The organism is Brevibacterium sp. 'Marine' (assembly GCF_012844365.1).
Taxonomy (GTDB): Bacteria; Actinomycetota; Actinomycetes; order Actinomycetales; family Brevibacteriaceae; genus Brevibacterium.
The window spans coordinates 1,236,267-1,259,157 of the sequence record NZ_CP051626.1; the positions used below are offsets into that span (position 1 = coordinate 1,236,267).

The 22,891-nt window shown below is 66.2% G+C and carries 20 protein-coding genes and 1 tRNA gene; 12 read left to right on the plus strand and 9 right to left on the minus strand.

The window, feature by feature from the left end:
* Positions 1-13: 13 nt before the first annotated feature.
* On the minus strand, positions 14-934 hold the full coding sequence (locus HF684_RS05395) for a 1,4-dihydroxy-2-naphthoyl-CoA synthase (RefSeq protein ID WP_169251677.1): 921 nt from the start codon (positions 932-934) through the stop codon (positions 14-16).
* 113 nt (positions 935-1,047) lie between these two features.
* Here HF684_RS05395 and HF684_RS05400 point away from each other — a divergent pair, with 113 nt between their 5' ends.
* A complete protein-coding gene (locus HF684_RS05400) occupies positions 1,048-2,199 on the plus strand; it encodes an o-succinylbenzoate synthase (RefSeq protein ID WP_169251678.1) in 1,152 nt (383 codons plus the stop codon).
* A gap of 21 nt (positions 2,200-2,220) precedes the next feature.
* Here the strand turns inward: HF684_RS05400 and HF684_RS05405 are convergent, their stop codons facing one another.
* Positions 2,221-2,928, minus strand: a complete 708-nt coding sequence (locus HF684_RS05405) for a hypothetical protein (protein WP_169251679.1) — start codon at positions 2,926-2,928, stop codon at positions 2,221-2,223.
* Between the two features lie 15 nt (positions 2,929-2,943).
* Positions 2,944-4,470, minus strand: a complete 1,527-nt coding sequence (locus HF684_RS05410) for an alpha/beta hydrolase family protein (RefSeq protein ID WP_169251680.1) — start codon at positions 4,468-4,470, stop codon at positions 2,944-2,946.
* A gap of 59 nt (positions 4,471-4,529) precedes the next feature.
* Between HF684_RS05410 and menD the strand changes: the two genes are divergently transcribed.
* The 3 genes from menD (at position 4,530) to HF684_RS05425 (ending at position 6,764) form a co-directional block, all read left to right on the plus strand.
* Positions 4,530-6,296: a 2-succinyl-5-enolpyruvyl-6-hydroxy-3-cyclohexene-1-carboxylic-acid synthase gene (gene menD / locus HF684_RS05415; protein ID WP_248279125.1), complete on the plus strand. Its 1,767-nt coding sequence runs from the start codon at positions 4,530-4,532 to the stop codon at positions 6,294-6,296.
* A 109-nt stretch (positions 6,297-6,405) separates the two neighbouring features.
* Positions 6,406-6,654, plus strand: a complete 249-nt coding sequence (locus HF684_RS05420; protein WP_169251681.1) for a type II toxin-antitoxin system prevent-host-death family antitoxin — start codon at positions 6,406-6,408, stop codon at positions 6,652-6,654.
* A complete protein-coding gene (locus HF684_RS05425; RefSeq protein WP_282433933.1) occupies positions 6,570-6,764 on the plus strand; it encodes a Txe/YoeB family addiction module toxin in 195 nt (64 codons plus the stop codon). Before HF684_RS05420 ends, HF684_RS05425 begins: the two co-directional genes overlap by 85 nt.
* Before the next feature lie 111 nt (positions 6,765-6,875).
* Here the strand turns inward: HF684_RS05425 and HF684_RS05430 are convergent, their stop codons facing one another.
* Positions 6,876-8,240, minus strand: a complete 1,365-nt coding sequence (locus HF684_RS05430) for an isochorismate synthase (RefSeq protein ID WP_169251682.1) — start codon at positions 8,238-8,240, stop codon at positions 6,876-6,878.
* Between the two features lie 82 nt (positions 8,241-8,322).
* Here HF684_RS05430 and HF684_RS05435 point away from each other — a divergent pair, with 82 nt between their 5' ends.
* From HF684_RS05435 to HF684_RS05450, 4 genes are all read left to right on the plus strand, one after another.
* Positions 8,323-9,051 carry a demethylmenaquinone methyltransferase gene (locus tag HF684_RS05435; RefSeq protein WP_169251683.1) on the plus strand — a complete coding sequence of 243 codons (729 nt, stop codon included), beginning with the start codon at positions 8,323-8,325 and terminating at the stop codon, positions 9,049-9,051.
* A gap of 2 nt (positions 9,052-9,053) precedes the next feature.
* Positions 9,054-10,355: a geranylgeranyl reductase family protein gene (locus HF684_RS05440; RefSeq protein WP_169251684.1), complete on the plus strand. Its 1,302-nt coding sequence runs from the start codon at positions 9,054-9,056 to the stop codon at positions 10,353-10,355.
* 94 nt (positions 10,356-10,449) lie between these two features.
* Positions 10,450-11,460: a polyprenyl synthetase family protein gene (locus tag HF684_RS05445; RefSeq protein WP_169251685.1), complete on the plus strand. Its 1,011-nt coding sequence runs from the start codon at positions 10,450-10,452 to the stop codon at positions 11,458-11,460.
* A 68-nt stretch (positions 11,461-11,528) separates the two neighbouring features.
* A complete protein-coding gene (locus HF684_RS05450) occupies positions 11,529-12,596 on the plus strand; it encodes a permease (protein WP_169251686.1) in 1,068 nt (355 codons plus the stop codon).
* Between the two features lie 110 nt (positions 12,597-12,706).
* On the opposite strand, the gene rarD is transcribed toward HF684_RS05450, so the two are convergent.
* Complete coding sequence (rarD, locus tag HF684_RS05455) at positions 12,707-13,630, minus strand: EamA family transporter RarD (protein ID WP_169251687.1); 924 nt, start codon at positions 13,628-13,630, stop codon at positions 12,707-12,709.
* A 179-nt stretch (positions 13,631-13,809) separates the two neighbouring features.
* Here rarD and HF684_RS05460 point away from each other — a divergent pair, with 179 nt between their 5' ends.
* Positions 13,810-15,228, plus strand: coding sequence for an FAD-dependent oxidoreductase (locus HF684_RS05460; protein WP_169251688.1), 1,419 nt, complete (start codon positions 13,810-13,812; stop codon positions 15,226-15,228).
* 242 nt (positions 15,229-15,470) lie between these two features.
* Positions 15,471-16,397, plus strand: a complete 927-nt coding sequence (locus tag HF684_RS05465) for a RelA/SpoT domain-containing protein (protein WP_169251689.1) — start codon at positions 15,471-15,473, stop codon at positions 16,395-16,397.
* Positions 16,398-16,464: 67 nt separating this feature from the next.
* On the opposite strand, the gene metE is transcribed toward HF684_RS05465, so the two are convergent.
* From metE to HF684_RS05480, 3 genes are all read right to left on the minus strand, one after another.
* Positions 16,465-18,783, minus strand: coding sequence for a 5-methyltetrahydropteroyltriglutamate--homocysteine S-methyltransferase (gene metE, locus HF684_RS05470; RefSeq protein ID WP_169251690.1), 2,319 nt, complete (start codon positions 18,781-18,783; stop codon positions 16,465-16,467).
* Positions 18,780-19,820 carry a methylenetetrahydrofolate reductase gene (locus tag HF684_RS05475; protein WP_211168072.1) on the minus strand — a complete coding sequence of 347 codons (1,041 nt, stop codon included), beginning with the start codon at positions 19,818-19,820 and terminating at the stop codon, positions 18,780-18,782. The genes metE and HF684_RS05475 overlap by 4 nt, the downstream gene beginning before the upstream one ends.
* A 326-nt stretch (positions 19,821-20,146) precedes the next feature.
* Positions 20,147-20,638: a YajQ family cyclic di-GMP-binding protein gene (locus tag HF684_RS05480; RefSeq protein ID WP_169251691.1), complete on the minus strand. Its 492-nt coding sequence runs from the start codon at positions 20,636-20,638 to the stop codon at positions 20,147-20,149.
* A gap of 160 nt (positions 20,639-20,798) precedes the next feature.
* Between HF684_RS05480 and HF684_RS05485 the strand changes: the two genes are divergently transcribed.
* Positions 20,799-20,880 (plus strand) — tRNA-Tyr (locus tag HF684_RS05485).
* A gap of 137 nt (positions 20,881-21,017) precedes the next feature.
* Complete coding sequence (locus HF684_RS05490; protein ID WP_169251692.1) at positions 21,018-21,569, plus strand: DUF1992 domain-containing protein; 552 nt, start codon at positions 21,018-21,020, stop codon at positions 21,567-21,569.
* An 80-nt stretch (positions 21,570-21,649) separates the two neighbouring features.
* Here HF684_RS05490 and HF684_RS05495 read toward each other — a convergent pair whose 3' ends face one another.
* Entirely contained in the window at positions 21,650-22,864 is a 1,215-nt protein-coding gene (locus tag HF684_RS05495) for a M20 family metallopeptidase (RefSeq protein WP_169251693.1), read from the minus strand.
* Between the last annotated feature and the right edge of the window lie 27 nt (positions 22,865-22,891).

Consider the following 22,891-nt stretch of genomic DNA (forward strand, 5'->3'; position numbering starts at 1 on the left):
GCGCGGACTCGGTTCAGTAGTACCAGGGGAACGGCGACCAGTCGGGGTCGCGTTTCTCCAGGAAGGCATCGCGGCCTTCGACGGCTTCGTCGGTCATATAGCCCAGTCGGGTGGCTTCACCGGCGAAGACCTGCTGGCCGACGAGTCCGTCGTCGACGAGGTTGAAGGCGAACTTGAGCATGCGCTGTGCGTTCGGGGACTTGCCGAGGATCTCGCGAGCCATCTGCAGGGCGGCGGCTTCGAGGTCGGCGTGGTCGACGACTTCGTTGACGGCACCCATATCTGCCATCTCCTGAGCAGAGTAGGTGCGGCCGAGGAAGAAGATCTCACGTGCCTTCTTCTGCCCGACCATCTTCGCCAGATAGGCGGAGCCGTAGCCCGCATCATAGGAGCCGACATCGGCATCGGTCTGCTTGAACTTCGCGTGCTCGCGGGAGGCGATGGTCATATCGCACACGACGTGGAGGCTGTGCCCTCCGCCGGCGGCCCAGCCGGGGACGACGGCGATGACGACTTTCGGCATGGTGCGGATGAGCCGCTGGACTTCGAGGATGTGGAGGCGTCCGGCACGGGCCGGATCGACGCTCTCGCGGGTCTCACCTGACGCGTACTGGTAGCCGGAACGACCGCGGATGCGCTGGTCACCGCCGGAACAGAACGCCCAGCCGCCGTCCTTCTCACTCGGACCGTTGCCGGTGAGCAGCACGGCGCCGACGTCCGAGGTCTGGCGGGCATGGTCGAGGGCGCGGTAGAGCTCGTCGACGGTGTGCGGACGGAAGGCGTTGCGGACCTCGGGGCGGTCGAAGGCGATGCGCACACAGCCGATGTCGCTGCCGGTGGCAGGATCGATGGCCCGGTGGTAGGTGATATCGGTGAAGTCGAAGCCGGAGACTTCACGCCAGGCAGAAGGGTCGAAGATTTCTGAAACCGTCATGGTCCCCAGCCTAGCGCGTGGACCTTCGCCCACAGTCCGGGCCCGGGTGGCGAATGGTGCGGTTCCCAGCGGCAGGCAGGCGTGGCAGGGACGGTGAGAGTTAGTCTGGGCTCATGGCCGATTCTGACCGTTCGCATTCCTATGCACCCAAACCTGTTTCCCTCTCCTCAGCACCGCTCGATCTTCCCCGACGCTTCGATGAGGTCATCGAGGACCTGCATGTGGTGCGGCTGCCGATGGTCACGCGGTTCAGGGGGATCACGGAGCGGGAGGTGGCGCTCTTCTCGGGCCCTGCCGGGTGGGCGGAGTTCTCCCCGTTCGTCGAATACGACACCGAGGAGGCCAGCCGGTGGCTGCGCGCCTCCCTCGAATTCTCCGGGCTGATCCCGCAGCCCGCCGCCCTCGCCGAGGCGGTGCCCTCCACCGATCAGGGGCGCGGTTGCGCTCCGGTTGCGGTGGCGGACGGTGAGACCGTCGCCGTCAACGGCACCCTGCCCGCCTGCCCACCGGATCAGGTCGAACCGATCCTGTCTCGCTATGGCCGGGTCGGCACCGTCAAGGCGAAGGTCGCCGAACACGGTATCGGCTCCCTCCCAGAGGATCTGAAGCGCCTGCGGGAGTTCCGCAGGCTCTTCCCGGATACGACGCTGCGCCTGGACGCGAACGCCGGGTACTCACCGACCGAAGCTCTCGAGGCCTGCGAAGCGTTCGCCGAATTGGATCTCCAATACTTCGAGCAGCCGGTGCCCGCGGTCGAGCAGCTCGCCGAGCTGCGCGGGCAACTCTCCCGGCGAGGACTGCCGATCGTCATCGCTGCCGACGAATCCATCCGCAAGGCCGAGGATCCGCTGCGCGTGGCAGAGCTCGGGGCAGCCGAGGTCATCATCGTCAAGGTCCAGCCGTTGGGCGGAATCGGCGCCGCCCTCGATGTCATCAGTGCTTCGGGCCTGCCGGCCGTCGTGTCCTCGGCTCTCGAATCCTCTGTCGGCCTGGCCGCCGGTGCCGAACTCGCCGCCAGACTGCCGCACACCGACCGCAGCCGGGACATCCTCGGCGAACGAGTGGCCTGCGGACTGGGCACCGGCCGTCTCTTCACCGCCGATATCGTCGCCGAACACGAAGCGCTGACACCGGTCGACGGTGCTGTCCCGGTCACGCGAATCGTCCCGGACCCAGACCGCCTGCACCAGCTGCGGGTGGATCCGGGACGATTCGAGTGGTGGGCCGACCGGCTCCAGGACTGCTGGAGCGCTCTGCGCGGCTGAACTGACGCTGGCTGAGCCGGGTCAGCCGGCCTTCTTCACGGACTCGACGAAGGCTCCGGCGGTCTTCGTCACGGTCGCTTCTTCGACATCGGCGATATTGGATACGGCCACGACGTTGTTGCCGACGAGGGCGTAGACCATGCGAAGATTCATGGCTGTCTGTCCGCCGGCCTCCACGGAAGCGACGATTCCATTGGTCTCGTCTGCCCCGTCGATTTCGGCGTCGAAAGTCTTGTACTTCATGGACATCTCGACGCCGGCGGTCTTGATCTTCACATCGCTGCATTCTTCTGCGATCGTCGAGGCACCCTCGATCTGGGTCTGTGCTCCGTCCACATCGTCATAGCTCGACAGGGCTGCGGAGAGGATGTTGTCGGTGGAAGTTCCAGCGACGGTGGTGCCCTTGGCGGCGAGATTGGCGTTGAGGAGGTTCATGGTGATGTCTTTGCACTTGGCCGGTTCGAACTCGGAGCTCTCCAGGGCCTTGGTTGCCTCGCTGGAGGCATTGCCTGCACCGTCGACGGCCTTGAACGACTGGCCTTCGGCCTTGGTCGACTCGAGGATTTCCTTGAGCTTCGCTTCGTCGAGTTTGCTTGCCTGCGGGGTCTCTTCGGCTGCCGCCTGCGAGGAGTCGCCGCCGTCAGCCTGATCCGGTTTGTCTCCTCCGCCCGTGCAGCCGACGAGGGAGAGTCCGGCGAAAAGAGCGATGGCTGGGAGTATGCGTTTCATGGATGACCTCTCGAGTCAGCGTTCTGAGGAATCGGCGGCCGACGATTCGCGACCGCTCTCAATATAGACGCCAGCGGGATCGTTCGTGGATTCTGTCTGTGCCGGATCTGGAACATCGGCTGTGGACCGCCTGCGATCGACCGCCTCATCGACCGTCACCGAGGCGATCCTGACCGTGGTCACCTCGTCCTGTCCCAGCCTGGCGAAGTGGGCAGTGCGCTTGCCGGGGATGATCGGATCATGCATGGCCGCGGCCAGCCGACCGGTGAACGTCAGTCGCCCCTTCTTGTCCGCCTTCTGCTGATAGGCGTTGTCCCCGCTGGGCCCGGACACGCTGATGTCGTAACGGCGTCCGGGATCGAAGAGCCCGGGAGTGCGCACACGGAAGCTGCCGGTTCCGCTCAGGGAGAAGCCGGCGGCGCTGACGGCGTCGAAGCGCACGACCTGCGCGCGACGACGGGAGATCTCCACCCGCCACCCGTGGATGTCGAAGAGGGCATGACCGGTGAGGAAGGTGAACTGTCCGCCATCGGCCACGCGATCGGTCCGTCCGCGATCCGAACTCGCATAGTTGCGCCGTTTGGCGAGGGTCTTCAGCCAAGCGCCGAGTTCGCGTTCCCAGCTCGTCCAGTTGTGCAGGCCGCTGGTGCGCGGAAACCAGGAATGCCGGATGCCGAGGGAGTTGAGTCGCGCGGAGAAGCGCTCGCCCTGCGAGCTGATCATCGTCTCCAGCAGGTCGCGATCCTTTGCCCCTTCGAGGCTGCCGGAGCCGGCACTGAACCACAGATCGAGGCCGCGGAGGTTCTCGGCCAGAGCATACGGGGAATTCGCCAGCCATTCGCTGCGGTCGGCGCCGGGGTCACCGAACAGGCTCAGTGATCGGGCTCCTTCGCGCATCGCGATGATATCGAAGGCCGGGACGGTCGACAGGGGATCCAGGGGTGAGGAGAACGCGGCGGCCGATCCGTACCTGTCGGGATGCCAGGCCGCATACTTCATCGCCCCGTATCCGCCCATCGACAGTCCCGCCAGCAGCTGGCTGCCCGGCGCCCAGTCGACGGAGAAGTTCGCTTTGAGGAAGGCCGGGATCTCCTCGGTGTGGAAGCGCGGCCAGTCGTGGACCTCGCTGCCGACGGCCAGGCGCGAATACGTTCCCGCCCCGCCGTCGGGCATGACGACGAGGTACGGGGAGTCGAGGGTGAGTTCCTCGGCGGATCCGAAATCCGTCCATGAGCGGAAATCATCGCCGCCGCCGTGGAAGAGGTGGATGACGGGGCTGACCTCGGAGGGGATGCCCGGCAGCAGCACACGGACTCCGACGGTGCGGCCGAGTGCGGGGGAGTAGAGGAAGAATTCGCGCAGCCTCGGCGAGAGTTTCCGTTTGTCCCGGATATGCCAGGTCCGGGCGTCCTTCCCGCGGGGCTCGGGTCCGAGGAAGGAGGTGGTCTGGTCGCGGGCGGGATAGCGTCCGCGCTGGGAGCGGGCCGCGGTCAGTGTGCGGATGGCACGTGCTCCCATCGCGATGATCAACGAGCGGCGCATTTCTCGAGGTTAGAGGGCAGAGGTGAACCACAGGTGGTCAGGTGGTTGAATATCAGGTGATGTCGAATTCGAGCGCGGTGGCGCAGCAGATTGCCCGAAGCCTGGTCCACGCCGGTGTCAGTGAGGTCGTCTTCGCCCCCGGTTCACGGTCCGCGCCCTTGGTCTATGCCGTGGCACCGCTGAACGAGGCGGGGCTGATCCGCACCCATGTGCGCGTCGATGAGCGCGATGCCGCCTTCCTCGCCCTCGGCCTGGCCCGTGGTCTGCGTGCGCGCGGCAGTGAGTCCGCCGTGGCGGTCGTGACGACGTCCGGATCGGCCGTGGCCAACCTCCATCCCGCCGTCCTCGAAGCCTCTTACGGGCATCTGCCGCTGCTCGCGCTGACCGCCGACCGTCCCGCTCGGCTGCGCCGTACCGGAGCCAACCAGACCATCGATGACCAGTCACAGGTGCTCTCCGACGTCCGTGCCCGATTTGATGTGCCCGCCGGGGACAGCACCGAGGCGGTCGCCCGATCCGTGTCAGACGCCGTGGCCGCGGCACTGGGATCACACAGAGGCACCGTCACCGAGGCGGCCGGCCCCGTCCAGTTCAATGTGCAGTTCGACACCCCCTTGGTTCCCACCCCGGGGGAGCTGAACGCGTGGACGGACGAGATCGGCGCGCTGGCTGGGAACGACGCAGGGCGACGTGTGAGGGCGACCGTGTCGGAGTCCCGTGCGCGCGTCGGAGTCACCATCACCGACGGGACCGTCCTCGTCGCCGGGGACGCCGGCGGGTATCCGGCCGAATCTCTGCATGCGCTCGCCGCCGACCAGCATCTTCCGGTGCTTGCCGAACCGTCGAGTCCGCTGGCTCGCACCGCTGCTGACCTGTCGGCCACCGGAGCAGCCGAGCCGTCGACCATCGTGCCTGCCCATGCCCGTGTGCTCAGCGATCATCCCGATCTGCGCGAGGCGATCCGCACCGTCATCGTCCATGGAAAACCGACCCTGACCAGGCCCGTGGCGGCACTGTTGGCCGACGAATCCGTGACTGTGCAGCACGTTCCCGACGCCATCGATGCGTTCGATCTGACCGCCCGCGACGAGAGGCCCGGTGGGCTGACGGCCACGGGAGAGGCAGAGGGGGTTGCCGCCTCGGGGTCGGCTTGGGTGCGCGCCTGGATCGACGCGGGGACGTCCCTCGTGGCAGCCGCACGATCAGAGCGGGCCGCGGAATGCCGCCCGGAACCGACTGGGGCCGAGACCTCCGGTGACGCCTCGGCGAGGGAATTCCAGTCGACCGCACGGACGATCACCGAGCGGCTGGCCGTGCAGGACCTCACGCTCTTCGTGGCCAGCTCGAATTCGGTGCGCTACCTCAGCGACGCCACCGACATCCGCGCCCGCATCCACGCCTCTCGCGGACTCGCCGGAATCGACGGATTGATCTCGACGGCGACAGGTCTGTCCTTGGGCCTGAGGGAGCCGGTCTTCCTGCTCATCGGTGATATCGCCATGCTCCACGACATCGGCGGACTGCTCAGCCCGAGCGCCGAGGATGCCGGTGATGTGACGATCGTCGTACTCAACGACGACGGGGGAGCGATCTTCTCCGGGCTCGAACATTCTCAGCCCCACCTCGACGGTTTCCTGGAACGCTATTTCACGGTCCCGCACGGTCGCGGATTCGCCGATCTCGCCGCAGCCTACGGTTGGGGGTACATGCGAGTCAGCGACCTGGTGAGCTTCGACCGGGCCATGGACGAGGGCCTCGGCGCCGCCGACGATCGCAGCGCGACCACCGCCGGGACGCGTCGCATCATCGAAGTCCGACTCGACTGAGACTGCGCAGCCTTATGCGGGATTATCGCTGGGTGGTTCCTGTGACCGATCATTGCGATTGGTGGTACCAAAAACATGTACCACTCGTTCGAAAGGGGAGGCTCTCATCATGTCCATCAGCGCAAGCGAGGCGCGCAAGATCCTGTTCCCGCTCATAGAGCGAGTGAATGAAGACCGTGTTGCCATCGAGATCGTCTCTCGCAAGGGAAATGCTGTTCTGATGCCGGCCGCCGAGTACGCCGCATGGCAAGAGACCGCCTACCTGTTCCGCTCATCGACCAACGCTCGCCGCCTGCTCGATGCCTACGACCGTGTCCGCCTGCACAGTTCTCGGGGATCGGCAAGCCCGAACAGCTGAAGTACGGAGCCCAGGGCTCGTGGTCGCGGCGCATCACCGATGAGCACCGACTGGTCTATCTCGTCGTCGACGAAGACCTCGTGATTCTTCAGGCCCGCTACCACTACTGAGTCGATGGCCTTCGGTGTGGGCACATGGCCCGCCTCGTGGGCCGCCCGGCGCTCACCTTCGCCGATTGGGCGCGGGACAGCGTCGGGGAGTTCCGATGACTATGAGGACCCTCAGTCCAAACCGAGCGCCCGACGCATCGGCTTGAGCTTCGCATCCGTCTCGGCCACCTCGGTGGCGGGATCCGAATCCGGCATGATTCCGGCCCCGGCATACAGCCGTATCCGATTGCGGTCCTCGAGCTGACCGCAGCGCAGTGCGATGCCGAACTGGCCGTTTCCGCGCCCGTCCATCCACCCGACGGGACCGGAGTAACGGCCGCGGTCGAGGGGTTCGAGCTCATCGACATGCGCCACCGCGCTCGCCTGCGGGTACCCGCCGACGGCCGCGGTCGGGTGGACCGCTGCGGCGACGTCGAGGGCGGTGAGCCCGGACTCGGTGGCAAGGTTCGCCTGCGCGTCCGACGCCGAATGGATGACATTGGCCAAGGGCAGCAGGTGAGGGCGCTCATCGACGGTGACATCCTCGGCGACCGAACCGAGACTGCGCTGCAGCGAAGCGATGGCGAAGGCATGCTCGGTGCTGTCCTTGTGCGCGCTCAGCAGCCTCCGGGCCGCAGGCATCTCCTCCATCGGGTCCTTCTCCACGCGGTAGGTCCCGGCCAGCACACGTGAGGTCACTCTGCCGTTCTCGACCCCGATGAGCAGTTCCGGGGTCGACCCGATGAGACCGGCGATGTCGAAAGTCCAGCAGCTCGGGTAGCTGCGGTTGAGTGCGCCGAGCACCGCACGCACGTCGATGTCCTCATCGGTGGTGACGACCTCGTCGCGGGCGAGGACGATCTTACGCAGAGTCGGATCCTCCGAGAATGCATCCACTTCTGCGGAGGTATCGATCGGGGTGAGCATGCCGGCGACCTGCTCGACGAGCCGAGCCCACTTCTCGGGACCGAGGTGCCCGGCTTCGGCGCGGGCCGACTGCACGCGCTGCAGCGGTTCGGCCTGCAGGACCGGAGGCAGCGGCGGCTCTTCGGCCGTCGAGATCGAGGTCAGCCACACGCGGCCGCCGCGGCGGCCGAGAACGAACTCGGGGACGTGGATGATCGAATCGACCGCAGATTCGCCCGAATATGCGACCGTGGCAAAGCACATGAGCCCGGATCCGAGCAGATCGACCTCGTCCTCGATCTGGGCCGCCTCGGTGATGGCCTTCCACGCATCCGAGAGCTCGGTGAATCGCTGCCGACCGCGAGCACGGATGCGCAGGGTGCGGCCGAAGCCGATGAGACCGGAGGTGTCTCGGACCCAACAGGAGAAGCCGTCGGTCGGCAGCAGTTCGAGCGTCTGCTCCACGGTGGTGGGCAGACCCGACTCGAAGGGGAAGCCGGGTCCGGGATCGACGTCGTCGACGAAACGGGACCGCACGCGCAGACGGGGAGGGGCGGAGAGGATGTCGGAAGTGCCGAAAGTCAAAGTCATGTCGCCTCGATTCTAGTTCAGTATCAACCCTGCCAGGGATCCGGATTCGCCCTCCCGGTTGAGGTGTTGAGAGAATATGGTCATGAACCGTGCCAAGCTGGACAAACAGCCCGCCGACGTCGCGTCGATGTTCGATGATGTCGCCTCCCGATACGACCTCACGAACGACGTCCTCTCCTTCGGACTCACCCGCGTCTGGAGGCGCACCGTCGCCCATTCCGTGGCCGCCGGGCCCGGTGAGCGCGTGCTCGATCTGGCTGCCGGCACCGGCACCTCCTCGATGACGTTCACCCACCACGGCGCCGAAGTGGTGGCCGGGGACATCTCCACCGGTATGCTCACCGAGGGCCGCCGCCGGCACCCGCAGATCGACTTCATCTACGCCGATGCGATGGACCTGCCCTTCGCCGATTCGAGCTTCGACGTCGTCACGATCTCCTTCGGCATCCGCAACGTCAACGACGTCGATCAGGCTCTGACCGAGATGCTGCGCGTGCTCAAACCCGGCGGACGCCTCGTCATCTGCGAATTCTCCACTCCGACACTCGACGCTTTCAGCCTCGTGTACAAGGAATACCTGATGAAGGCCCTGCCCGCCGTGGCACGTGCCGTGTCCTCGAATCCGGAAGCCTACGTCTACCTCGCCGAGTCGATCCGTGAGTGGCCGAACCAGGACGCCTTCGCCCACCAGATCCTCGACGCCGGCTTCGACCAGGTGAAGTACCGCAACCTCACCGGCGGAATCGTCGCCGTCCACCACGCTCTCAAACCCGCCGAGGCGGCCGACACCGCGGAGCCGGCCCAGCTTTGACGATGAATGAGTTCGATGCCGAAGTCGTCGTCGTCGGTGCCGGCCCGGCCGGCTCCGCGATCGGCGCCTACCTCGCCCAGGCCGGGCACGAGGTCATCATCCTGGAGAAGTCCGGGTTCCCGCGCGACAAGATCTGCGGCGATGCCCTGACCCCGCGTGCGGTCAAAGAGGCCGGCTACCTCGGTATGGAGCTGTCGGAGTCCGACGGCTGGCACAGGAACAAGGGCCTGCGACTCATCGGGGGCGGCCACCGTCTCGAACTCGACTGGCCCGATATCGACGGCACACCGAACTACGGGGTGACCCGCCCGCGCATGAGCATGGACGAAGCCTTCGCCCGCCACGCTCAGCGCAGCGGGGCACGGCTCTTCGAACAGGTTCGCGCCATGTCGCCGGACGTCGGCGAGGACGGATGGATCCGCGGAGTCCACGCATCCGGCACCGACCACCGTGGTCGCCGTGTCGGACCCGAGGCCCACTTCCGGGCACCGATCGTCATCGCCGCTGACGGAGTCTCCTCCCGGCTGGCCGTCTCGATGGGACTGGAGAAGCGCGACGATCGCCCGATGGGAATCGCCGCCCGCGCCTATCACACGACGCCGCGGCATGCCGATGACTACATCGAATCCTGGGTGGAGATGCGGTCGACGAATGCGGCCGGGGAATCCGAGACCCTGCCCGGATACGGGTGGATCTTCCCCCTCGGCGACGGCACCGTGAACATCGGTGCCGGACTGCTCGACTCCTCACCGCAGTTCAAGTCCGTGGATCTGCGCGGAATGATGAACCAGTGGATCGCTGACATGGGGCACGAGTGGGGCATCGACGAAACCACTTCCCTGGGACCGATCAAGTCCGCGGCCCTGCCGATGGCCTTCAACCGCACACCGCACTTCCACCGCGGTCTGCTGCTCGTCGGCGACTCGGGCGGAATGGTCAATCCGTTCAATGGCGAAGGCATCGATTACGCCCTGGAGTCCGCACGCATCGCCGCCGAGGTGATCTCCACCTACTCCCGTTACCCGCAGGCCGTGATGCGTCGTCGTCTCGAGGAGTACCCGTCGCTGCTGGGGGACTCCCTGGGCGGATACTTCACCCTGGGCCGGGTTTTCGCCTCGATCATCGGCCATCCTGCGCTCATGCAGTTCGGAATCAAGTACGGTATGGGTGTTGACGTTGTGATGGAGTTCGTCGTCAAATTGTTGGCGAACCTCTACCGCGACCCGAAGGTCTCCGAGGCCGATCTCATCGACAGGGTGATCTCCGCCCTGACCCGAATCGTCCCGGCCACCAGCAATGTCTGAGCGCACGGACCACGGTGAGACCACAGTGAGGAACTCCGAGCGCAAGGGCTGTGACAACGGCATGCCGAGAACGACTACGACGAATGACGAGGACATGAGCCACCTAGCCTCTCCGGCCACCTTCACCGGTGACGACGCCCAGCTCGCGGCAGAGATCTCGACTCAGTTGGAAACCGTGGAGGCCCGTCTCTACGAGGTCACCGAACAGACGCGGAGACTGCCCGACGAGACATCGAAGCATCTGCTGGCCGCCGGCGGAAAACGCGCCCGTCCGAACCTGGTTCTGCTCACCGCCCGCCTCGGCGATGCGAACAACGACGACATCATCGACGCGGCCGTCGCGGTCGAACTCATCCATCTCGCATCGCTCTACCATGACGACGTCATGGACGACGCGCCCGTGCGCCGCGGAGCACCGGCCGCCCATGAGGTGTGGGGCAATTCGGTGGCGATCCTCACCGGCGATCTGCTCTTCTCCAAGGCCTCCGGCGTCACCGCGAACCTCGGCCCCGAAGCCGTGCGCATCCAGGCCGAGACATTTGAGCGTCTCGTCCTCGGTCAGCTCAACGAATTCGCCGGCCCGCCGGAGGACGCCGACGAGATCGAGCACTACATCCAGGTGCTCGCCGACAAGACCGGATCGCTCATCGCGACCTCGGCGCGCTTCGGCGTCATGTTCTCCGGAGCCGATGCGGCGCTGGCCGAGCCCGTCCGGGTCTTCGGCGAACGCGTCGGCGTGGCCTTCCAGCTCGCCGATGACATCATCGACCTGACCACGACATCCTCCGAGTCGGGCAAGACCCCGGGCACGGATCTGCGCGAACGCGTGCCCACCCTGCCCGTGCTCTACGTGAGGGCCGCTGCCGCTGAGGGTGATGCCGCCGCCGCCGAGGTGGTCGACCTCCTCGATGCGGATCTGACCTCCGATGACGCTCTGGAAGCCGCTCGTGCTGCGCTGGCGGCCCATCCAGTGACCGAGAAGGCCCGAGCAGAAGCATTGCGCTGGGCCGATGAGGCCAAGTCGGCTCTGGCCCCGCTGCCGGAGGGACGTGTCAAGGACTCGCTGTTCGCCTTCGCCGACTCCGTCGTCGCCCGCACCTCCTGAAACCTTCTTCCGACCGCTTCTGATCAGTTTCTCGGCCGTTTCGGCACAGGCACAAAGGACATACCGCGATGACGCACACCTCGGCTTCGGCACCAGTTCGGCCCCCGCAGAGACTCAGTGCCGCCGACTGGGTCGGACTCGGCGTGCTCGCATTGCTGCTCGTCGTCGGCCTGAGCTGGTCGAAATGGCTGCCGTACTGGGACAAGACTCTCACCCTGAGCCAGACCTCGCTGTGGGAGGGCTCGCCGCTCTTCGACGCCGCCGGGGACTCGGTGTCGCTGTCCGGTGCGTGGGAGTTCACGTTGGTGTACTTCACCGCCGTGTGGAAGGCCCTGCTCGTGGCGCTGCTCGTCGCGGCCGCCGTCGATGCCCTGGTGCCGCGTGACTGGCTGCTGAGGCTGCTCAATCGTCGCAGCCACACCGGTCAGTCCCTCGTCGGTGCCGTCTTGTCGATGCCGTCGATGATGTGCACCTGCTGTGCGGCGCCGGTCGCCGCAGGTCTGCGGGATTCGGGCGTCCGGCGGTCGGCCGCTCTTGCCTATTGGGTGGGCAATCCGCTGCTCAACCCCGCAGTCCTCATCTTCTTGGCCCTCGTCCTGCCATGGCAGTACATGGTCGTGCGCATCGTCTTCGCGCTCCTCATCGCCGTCGGTGCGGCTGCTCTCATCGGACGGTGGGTGAGCGGTCCCGCCGAGGTGGCACCCGAGCCCGACGCCGCCTCGGCGCGTCTGTCGTCGCTGCCCACCCGCTACCTGCGGTCCTTGGCCAGGTTCACACTCATCCTTGTGCCCGAACACCTTGCGCTCGTGTTCGTCATCGGACTCATCGCACCGTGGCTGACCGGGGTCTTCGGGCTCGAAGCTCAGTTGGGTGCCGGCGCGGTCCTGATCGTGGCGGTCGTGGCGACCCTGCTGGTCATTCCCACCGGTGGAGAGATTCCGATCATCCTCACCCTCGTGCCACTCGGCGTCGGCGTCGGTGTCACGGGTGCACTGCTCATCGCGCTGCCGGCCCTGAGCATTCCGTCGATGGTCATGGTCGGCAAGGCGATGGGGTGGAAGACGACGGCAGCAATGGGCGCGGCCGTCGCGGTCGCCGCGGTACTGGCCGGAGGAGCGCTGGCAGTCCTGAGCTGAATCACGGCACGGTGGGACCGCCTCGGTGACGGTGTAGGTAATTCTGGGGCCCGCCCCAATTACTACCTGACGGCGGCTGAGCAACCTCGCGCGAGGTTGCTCAGCCGCCGTCAGGTAGTAATAGAGGGGCGTCGGCTGTGGCGGATCATGTCCGTGCACAGCAGGATCACGGCGATCCAGATGACGAAGAAGCCGATCCAACGAGTCGTCGACATCATCTCTCCGAGCACAGTGACGCCGAGGGTGAATTGGATGGTCGGGGTGAGGTATTGGAGCATGCCCACCCAGGACAGGGGGATGCGGCGGGCGGCGGCGCTGAAGAGGATGAGCGGGATCGCGGTGGCCGGGCCGGTGATGATGATGACGAAGACGTGCCAACCGCCGAACCCGCTGAACGTCTGCAGCCCCAGCGAGCCGAGAACGATGAGGTAGATCGCCGAGGGCACGGCGAGGACGAGGCTTTCGACGGCCATGCCTTCGAGCGCGCCGACTCGGCTGCCGACCTTGTTCTTCACCAGTCCGTAGAGGCCGAAGGACAGGGCGACGGTGAACGCGAGGTACGGGACGCGGCCGAGGCCGATGCCGACGATGATGACCGCGAGCAGACCGAAGCCCACCGCAGTCCACTGCAGGCGCCGCAGCTTCTCGCCGAGGAAGATCACGCCCAGGCCGATGGAGATGAGCGGGTTGAGGTAGTAGCCGAGCGAGATCTCGACGAGTTGGTTGGTTTCGACCCCGAAGATGAACGTCGTCCAGTTGATGGCGATGAGCACCGAGGCCAGCAGCAGAACGCCGAAGAGACGCGGTGAGCGCAGAATCCGCCAGGTGCGCAGGAAACCGCCGGTGAAGATGAGGAGGATCGCGCAGAAGACCAGCGACCAGATGACTCGGTGGGAGACGAGCTCAAGTGCGCCGGTGGGTGCCGCGGCCGCGAAGAGCAGCGGCATCACACCCCACAGCAGGTAGGCGGAGAATCCGTTGATCAGTCCGGCACGGCGTCTTGCGCTCTCATCGGGGGCAGGGTTCTGGCTCACGGGCTTCAGTCTAGTGAGGACAGGCTGCGGGGGAGACGGTGGGACCGCCGGTGAGACTGCGGCGTGTGGATGCCCGCTGTCTGCTGCTCTGCCGGGGACAATGCGAGTTTGGTCACGTCATTGTAAGGATGACCTACATTGACGATAGACTCGATGGGACTGAAAAGAGAGGTGTGAGAATGACTCGTCCCTTCCGGGTGGCCATCGTCGGCGCCGGTCCTGCTGGGATCTACGCGGCCGACCTCATGACAAAGGCAGAGCGCGACTTCGATCTGAGCATCGATCTCTTCGATCGCCTGCCGACTCCCTTCGGACTCGTCCGCTACGGAGTCGCTCCCGACCACCCGCGGATCAAGGGCATCATCAACGCCCTGATCAAGGTCCTCGACCGAGGCGATATCCGCCTGTTCTCCAATGTCGAATACGGAGTCGACCTCCACCTCGAAGAGCTCACCGACCGCTATGACGCGGTGGTCTTCTCCACCGGCTGCTTCGTCGACGCCGCACTCGATCTGCCCGGCATCGATCTGCCCGGATCCTACGGTGCCGCGGACTTCGTCAACTGGTACGACTCGCACCCCGACGTCCCGCAGTCCTGGCCGCTGGATGCGCAGCGCGTCGCCGTCATCGGCAACGGCAACGTCGCCCTCGACGTCGCCCGCGTGCTCGCGAAGCAGGCCGACGATATGCACACCACAGAGATCCCCGATCACGTGTACGAGGGGCTGAAGTCCTCGCAGGTCACCGATGTCCACATCTTCGGCCGTCGCGGACCGGCCCAGGCGAAATTCACCCCGCTGGAGCTGCGTGAACTCGGCGCCGTCAAGGACGTCGACCTCATCGTCTACCCGGAGGACTTCGAGTTCGACGAAGGGTCGATGCAGGCGATCGAGTCGAGCAACCAGACCAAGCAGGTCGCCAAGACGCTCACGGACTTCACCATGCGTGAACCCACCGGAGCGAAGCGGCGTCTCCACCTGCACTTCCTGCACGCACCGGTCGCCATCCTCGGCGAGGACACGGTGACGGGGCTGCGCACCGAACGCATGGAACTCGACGGCTCCGGCGGTGCCACCGGCACCGGCAGCTTCCACGACTGGGAGATCGACGCCGTCTACCGTGCCGTCGGATATGCGGGCACAAAGCTGCCACAGCTGTCCTTCGACGATCGCAAACGCGTGATCCCGAACCATGAGGGGCGCGTCGTCGACTCCGATGATCAGACCACGGCCGCCGAAGCCGATGTCGTTCAGGGCGTGTACACCACCGGATGGATCAAGCGCGGACCCGTCGGGCTCATCGGCCACACCAAGGGCGATGCGCTCGAGACCATCGGCCACATCCTCGACGACCGTGCCGCAGGTGTGCTCACCGATCCCGTGTACCCGGACGAATCGGCCATCGTCGACCTTCTCGAATCCAAGGGCGTCGAATTCGCCGATTGGGAGGGCTACCACCGCGTCGAGGCCGCCGAGAAGGCGGCCGGTGAGACCGTGGGACGTGAGCGGATCAAACTCGCCACCCGTGAGGCGATGCTCGCCGAGGCGCGCGGCCACGTCACTGCCGAATCCGTCGGCCAGCCGTCCGCCGGCAGCTGAAGGTTCGGAGCATTTCGCGCCGATCGCGCACCACGCACGATTGTGTCGTCTCCCAGGGCTCAAGTATCCCTCACCGGTCGCGGCACGCCTACACTCCGAACGACATCGGTCACCGTTCGTACCGATTCCACCCGGTGCAACGGGGTGACGAGTCGCTGCCGGTGTGGGATGGTTCCGGCGCGTAGAGTCGGAGACGTCCGTTGCGCACCAGTCTGCGCGCCGTCAACCGGCAGGGAGGCACCGTGAGCGACGATTCGCGGCTGAGAACGATCGTCGAACGAGCCTACGTCGAACGCCTCGACGCCTGGCAGACGGCGGCTGTGCGGATCAAGCATTGGCTGACCGAACAGCAGAAGGGCCTACTCAAGGACAAGGACATCTCACGCCTCGACGTCGACGGGCATCGGATCAAGGACGCCGCGCGGACCCTGGCCAAGCTGACAGAGAAGTTCGATGAGGATCCGCAGCTCGACATCCGTGACACCGACGACGTCGAGGATCAGATCCGCGACATCGTCGGCATCAAGGTTCTGTGCAAATCCCCACGCGACCAGAAGATGATGTTCGCGGCCCTGCGCGACCCCGACCAACTCGGCTCCTTCGAACTCATCGAGTCGCGGGACTATACGGACCCTCCGAAGGCCAGCGGCTACCGAGCCTGCCACGTCATCCTCCGTATCCCCTCGGACCAGGGGCAGCCGGTGTTCGCCGAAATTCAGGTCAAGACCCGCCTCCAGGACGCCTGGAGCGAACTGACCCATGAAGACATGTACAAGCCGGGTGCGGCGATGAAGCCGAGCAAGCTGCACGGCGAATTCGCTCGCGCCATGGCGAACATGCTCGCCACGGTCGATGACATGGCCGACACGCTGGCCGTCGAGCTCACCGCACTGACCGACCCCGAACACGAACTCGATCCGGTGGCGCTGCGCGAACAGGAAAGCGCCATCGACGTCCGGGTGCGTGCCACCGGACCCAAATACGCCCTGGCCGTCGACGGTTCGGGCCGTCAAGGTCTCATCCCGGCCTTCGCCGTACGCAAGCTCAGCGAGACGAAGGGGACCATCAAGGTCAACGACTACATCGCCGTCGACGATCGGCTGCGGGTCAGTGCGGAAGAGGACTCGAAGGGCCTGTACTACATTCCCCTCGAGCTGCCCCGAGGCTGAAGGCGGCGTCGGACGGGCGGCGCGCCCTGTGGCACGGAACCGAGGCACGCCCTCCCGCCCGGCCGGATCAGACCGCCACCGTGTGTGCCTTCCTGGCACGAACCTCATCACGGGCGGCGACGAGATTGGCCAGTGAGGCGCGGACCTCGGAATAGCTGCGGGTCTTGAGACCGCAGTCCGGATTGATCCACAGCCGCTCAGCCGGGACCTTCGCCAGTGCCGCATCGATGAGCTCGGTGAGTTCGGGCACCGAGGGCACCCGCGGCGAATGGATGTCGTAGACGCCCGGCCCGATGCCGCGCACGAAGTCGAAGTCGGCGATGTCGTTGAGAACCTCCATTCGTGACCGAGCCGCTTCGATGCTCGTGACATCCGCGTCGAGGGCGTTGATCGCCTCGATGATCTCACCGAACTCCGAATAGCACAGATGGGTGTGGATCTGCGTGCCAGGAGCGACGCGAGAAGTGACGAGCCGGAAGGAACGCACCGACCAGTCGAGATAGGCCTGACGGTCGGCCTCCCGCAGCGGCAGAAGCTCTCGCAGGGCCGGCTCATCGACCTGGATGATGCCGATGTCGGCCGCCTCGAGGTCGGCGACCTCGTCCGAGAGCGCCAGTGCGATCTGGTCGGCCGATTCGGCCAGTGGGACGTCATCGCGGACGAATGACCACGCGAGGATCGTCACCGGACCGGTGAGCATGCCCTTGACGAGCTGCTGGGTCCGCGTCGCGGCGTAGCTCGACCACTCGACGGTGATCGGCGCGGGGCGAGAGACGTCGCCGAAGAGGATCGGCGGCCGGGTGCAGCGTGAACCGTAGGACTGGACCCAACCGTTGTCCGTGGTCGCGAAGCCGTCGAGGTTCTCCGCGAAGTACTGGACCATGTCATTGCGTTCGGGTTCGCCGTGGACGATGATGTCGAGTCCGAGGTCCTCCTGCAGGGTCACCACCCGATCGATCTCCGCCTTCATCGCCTGCTCGTATGCGGCATCGTCGATCCGAGACGCTCGGTGATCGGCGCGGGCCCGACGAACCTCGGCCGTCTGCGGGAACGACCCGATCGTCGTCGTCGGCAGGGACGGGACCTCGAGGGCCGACTGAGCCCGCCGTCTCGTCGCATAGTCGGTGCGGAAGCCGCTGTCACCGGCCACGGCTGCGGTGCGGGCGGCCACCTCGGCGTTGTGCACTCGGGAGGATTCGGCCCGGGTGCGACGGGCACGGTCGGAGCGGTTGAACGCCGCGGCGCGCGCCTCGGGTCCGGAGGAAAGGGCCGTGGCCAGGGCTTCGACCTCGGTGACCTTCTCCTCGGCGAAGGACAGCCACGAGGCGACGTCGACCGGGAGCGCGGATTCGTTGGCCACTGTGTAGGGGACGTGGAGCAGGGAAGTCGACGTGGACACGCTCAGCGACTTTCGTCCCAGACCAGTGAGCGCATCGAGGCTCTCTCGCAGGTCAGCGGCCCACACAGTGCGTCCGTCGACGATGCCGGCGACGAGGTGGGTCGGCTCGGGCACCTCGGCGGCCACACGGTCGAGGTAGGTGGGGTCGTGGGCGCGGGTGGCGGCGGAGATATCGACGCCGAGGGCGTCGACGCCCGAGGTCGCCAGCGTCGAGAGCCCGGACCTCAGTGATCCGTAGGGTGCGGTGACGAAGATCTTCGGGTGGGTGCCCGCCCCGGACAGGGTGGCATAGGCGCGCCCGGCCGCCTCGGCGAGCTGCTCATCGGTGAACCCGGGGTCGTCGGTGACGAGCGCCGGTTCGTCGAGCTGGACCCAGTCGACGCCGGCGGCGGCGAGGATGGAGATGACGTCGAGGTAGACCGCGGTGAGCTCTTCGAGCCGATCCAGCGGCGAGGCAGTGGTACCGGGTGCGGTCTTCGCCAGGGTCAGCAGGGTGACCGGTCCGACCAGGACGGGGCGGACGAGGTGGCCGGCTGCCCGGGCCTCTGAGACGAGGGAGAGCAGGTGCTGCGGGTGGGCCTTGAAGTTCGTCGAGTCCTCGAGTTCGGGCACGAGGTAGTGGTAGTTGGTGTCGAACCACTTCGTCATCTCGAGCGGGGAACGCTGCGCGGTGCCGCGGGCGAGGGCGAAGTATTCGTCGAGGTCGAAGTCGGTGCCCGTGGTCTCGGAGGGGATGAGGCCGACGCTCAGCGCAGTGTCGAGGAGGTGGTCGTAGTGACTGTAGGACACGGGGATCGCATAGTCCTCGGTGAGCCCGAGCTCGCGCAGTCGGTGGTAGGTGTCGATGCGCAGAGTGTGCACGGCCTGGGCGTACTCAGCGGCGTCGATGCGTCCGGCCCAATACGATTCGAGGGCCTTCTTCTGCTCGCGTCGGGGACCGATGCGCGGATAGCCGGTGATCGTGGCGGTCGGGAATGGGGCGGTCATGCGTGGTTCTCCTTCGCTGTCGTTGATTCAAGATCGGTTGATGGCGGCCAGCGCCGAGGCGGGGGTTGGGGTGGGAATGAGCTCACTGAGATTCCTTTCTGTTCGAGTGCGGTGAGCAGGTCTTCGGTCGTGTTCTGGTCGTTGAAGGTGTAGAAGTGGAGGCCGTCGGCCCCCTGGTCGAGGATCGCGGCCGTGTGTTCGGCGGTGATCTCGAGCCCGATGCGTCGAGCGGCGGCGGCATCTCCGGCGTGATCGAAGCGGGCGATGAGGTGGTCGGGGACGGGGAGTCCGGAGAGGCGTCCCATCGTGTGCAGTCGTTTGATGTCGGTGATCGGCAGGATGCCGGGGATGATCGGAATGGTGATGCCGGCATGCTCGGCGCGACGGCGCAGCCTGGCGTAGGCGTGCGGGTCGAAGAAGAGCTGCGTGATCGCGAAGTCGGCACCGTTGCGCTGTTTGGCGGCCAGCACGTCGAGGTCTTCTTCCGGCCCTGTGGACTCGGGGTGCCCGGAAGGATAGGCGGCGACGCCGATGCCGAGGCGTCCGGCGGCCAGCCGGGCGACGTTGTCGGTCTCGACGGTGCGCAGCAGCTGCACAAGGGCATCGGCGTGGGGCAGGTGCCCGGGCGGCAGGCTCGATTCTCCGGCGGGGAAGTCCCCGCGGATGGCGAGAAATCCTCGCACCCCGACGCCGAGGAGGTGGTCGATCCAGGGCAGCAGCTGCGCCTCGGTGCCGGCCGTGCAGGCAAGATGCGCCAAGGGTCGAAGGGAGGTGGTGGCGGTGATGTCGGCGATGAAGTCCGCAGTGCCCTGCAGCCAGCCGCTATTTGCTGAGGAGGTCACGGCAAGGTAATCGGGGCTCAGCGAGTCGAGGAATCGCAGCAGTTCGGGCAGCCGTGCGGCCTGCTTTTCGGACCTGGGTGGGATGACCTCGAAGGACAGCGCTCGGCGCAGACGGTGCCGAGCCTCCGGGTGCGGTTCGATCGCAGAAGCCGGTGCCGAGGCGGAGATCCGCGGCGTGATGAGTGTGGTGGACATGCCGCCATCTTCACAGCGGCGGCGGATGCGCGGGGGCCGAGCCGATGATCGGCGTCACAGCCCGTCACGTGCGGGTCAAGGAACGTATGGTTCGGTCAGATGGGGACACAGTCCGTCACAGTCAGGCAGTCAGCGTGTTAATGGGGTATGCGGTCGTGTTTGCGGAGTCTCCGTTTGTGGTCCGATTCGCCGAGGTGGATCTGCGAATTCTGCGGCATCTCCTCGGCGCACTGACCACAAACGCGAGCTGCGCTCAGGCTCCGATCTCGGGGGAGTGCAGCTCGCGTCGGAGGCGCTCGGGGTAGGTCTCCCCGAGCGACACCGGCTCAGCGGTAGTTGGTGAATTGCAGGTCGACGTCGAGGTCCTGTCCCTTGAGCAGGGCGATGACGTCCTGCAGATCGTCGCGCTTCTTCGAGCTCACGCGCAGCTCATCGCCCTGGATCTGCGCTTTGACGCCCTTGGGGCCCTCGTCGCGGATGATCTTCGAGATCTTCTTCGCATTGTCCTTGTCGATGCCCTCCTTGAGGGACGCGTCGATGCGGTGCTCCTTGCCGGAGGGGTACGGCTCACCGTCCTCGAGGGACTTCAGTGAGATTCCGCGCTTGACCAGCTTCGACTGGAAGACGTCGAGGATGGCCTTGACCCGGTCCTCGCTGTTGGCCTTCATCTGCACGGCTTCCCCGCTCCAGGCGATCGACGCATCGGTGCCGCGGAAGTCGTAGCGGGAGTTGATCTCCTTCGCCGCCTGATTGAGCGCGTTGTCGGCTTCCTGACGGTCGACCTTGCTGACGATGTCGAATGAGGATTCGCTGGCCATGAATGCTCCTTTGTCTGCAATCGGTGGTGCCCGCCTGAAACGGGCGAGGCTGGTGCCCCCGAGTCTAGTCGAGGCCCCGAATTGTGATCTGCGTCTACCGAGTTGGTGATTCGGGTCCGGGCCTTGTATTCTTTTCAGGTGCTCATCGAGCGCTGACTGCGGCAGATTGCCCGAGCGGCCAAAGGGAGCTGACTGTAAATCAGCCGGCATTGCCTTCATAGGTTCGAATCCTATATCTGCCACGCAGAACGGAGAAGCTCCGTGACCGAGGGGTCACGGAGCTTCTCTCATTTTCCACCCGTTCCCTTGCCCAGTCGCCCGACCGACGCCTACCGTGTGAGGACAAAGCGGAAAAGCTCCGTCGAGGAGGGCCGAACCGATGAGCGATGACACGGACGATGCGCAGCCGCCTCGGCGTTTGAATTCGCTCGAGGAACGCAACGCCGTCGTCGAATCCGCTCTCGACCGAGCCATCAAGCGCGGTGACTTCGACGATCTGCCGGGCCTCGGCAAACCGCTGACCGGTCTGCACGGCTCATCCGATCCCGATTGGTGGATCAAGCAGAAGATGGATTCCGAAGGCATCAACGGTGTCGCTCCGGCCGCCTTCCAGCTGCGCAAGGAGAACGCCGTCCTCGAGGACACCGTCGACGCCTTCACCGAAGAATCTGACGTCCGAGACTACCTCGCCGGCTTCAACGCCCGAGTCCGCGAGGCCGTCATGGATCTGCGCGAGGGCCCGCCCGTGTTCACTCCGCCCCGCGACGTGGAGAAGGAGGTCGCCGCATGGCGGCGGCGTCGGAATGCGAAGAAGAACGACTCCGTCACCGAGGCGGAACCCGGGGATCCCGAGGCGGAACCGGGGGATCAGCCCGTCGATCCGGAGTCGGTGGGTTCACCTCGGCGATGGTGGCATCGTTTCCGTCGCTGATGCGGGATCGGGCATCGGCAGCCACACCAGCTGGACTCCGCCGCGCACGCCGCCGTGCAAGCCGCCGCGCACGCTTGCGGCTAGACCGTGTGCGTCTCCTTCGCCAGGCGTTCGACCGCCAGGTGGGCCAGGAGCGCCGCCTGATCGCCGAGCACCGAATCGTCGAAGATGACGAAGGGGGAGTGGTTGTTTCCCTGTCGTTCCGCGGGAACGTCCGTGCGTTCGGCCCCGAACATGAGGTACGTGCCCGGGACTTCGCGGAGGACGAACGAGAAGTCCTCGCTCGGCATGATCGGCTGCTCGAGGAGCTGCACCCGGTCCTCGCCGAGGAAGCCGCGGAGTTCGTCCATCGCCCATGCGGTCTCGTCGGTGTCGTTGACCGTGACCGGATATTGGACGGCGAAGTCGACCTCCGCAGTGCATCCGTGGGCCGCGGCGATGCCGTCGGCCAGCTGCTTCGACCGGGTACGGACGATGTCGAGTGATTCGTCGGACAGCGTACGCACGGTCGCGCCCATGGTAGCCGAGGCGGGGATGACGTTGATCGCGTCCGAGGCGTGCAGCTGGGTCACGGACATCGCGATCGGGTCGAAGACGTCGATGCGGCGGCTGACCATGTTCTGCAGCGCCGTGACGAGTTCGGCCAGGGCCGGCACCGGATCGACCGCGGTCTGCGGTTGGGAACCGTGACCGCCGCGACCGTGAATGGTCACCCGCAGGGTGTTCGACCCCGCCTGCAGAGTTCCCGGCCGGGTGGCGGCCACGCCGCGCGGGCCCGGGAACACATGCGCTCCGAACGCGGCGATCGCCCTCGTGCCGGAGGCGTCGAGCACACCTTCGTCGATCATCACCGACGCTCCGTTGCAGCCTTCCTCTCCGGGCTGGAACATGAAGACGACGTCCCCGGCCAACCGGTCGCGATGCGCGTGGAGCAGTCGCGCGGCTCCGACGAGACCAGCCGTGTGCAGGTCGTGTCCGCAGGCGTGCATATGTCCGTTCGTCGAGGCGAACGGCTCATCCGTCTCCTCGGTCACCGGGAGAGCGTCCATGTCTCCGCGCAGCAGCACCGCTGGAGCGGCGGCCGGCCTGTTCGGGTGCGATCCGCGCAGGACGGCCACCACCGAGGTGGTGCCCACACCCGTGGTCACCTCGAGATCGAGCCCGGACAGGGCATCGAGGACCGCCGCCTGCGTGCGGGGCAGGTCGAGACCGACCTCTGGGAACGTGTGCAGGGAACGTCGCAGCTCCTGCAGCGTCGGGAGCAGAGCCCGGCCATCGGCGAGCAGATCGTGCATGGTGGCCTTTCCGGTGGGGAGTCAGCG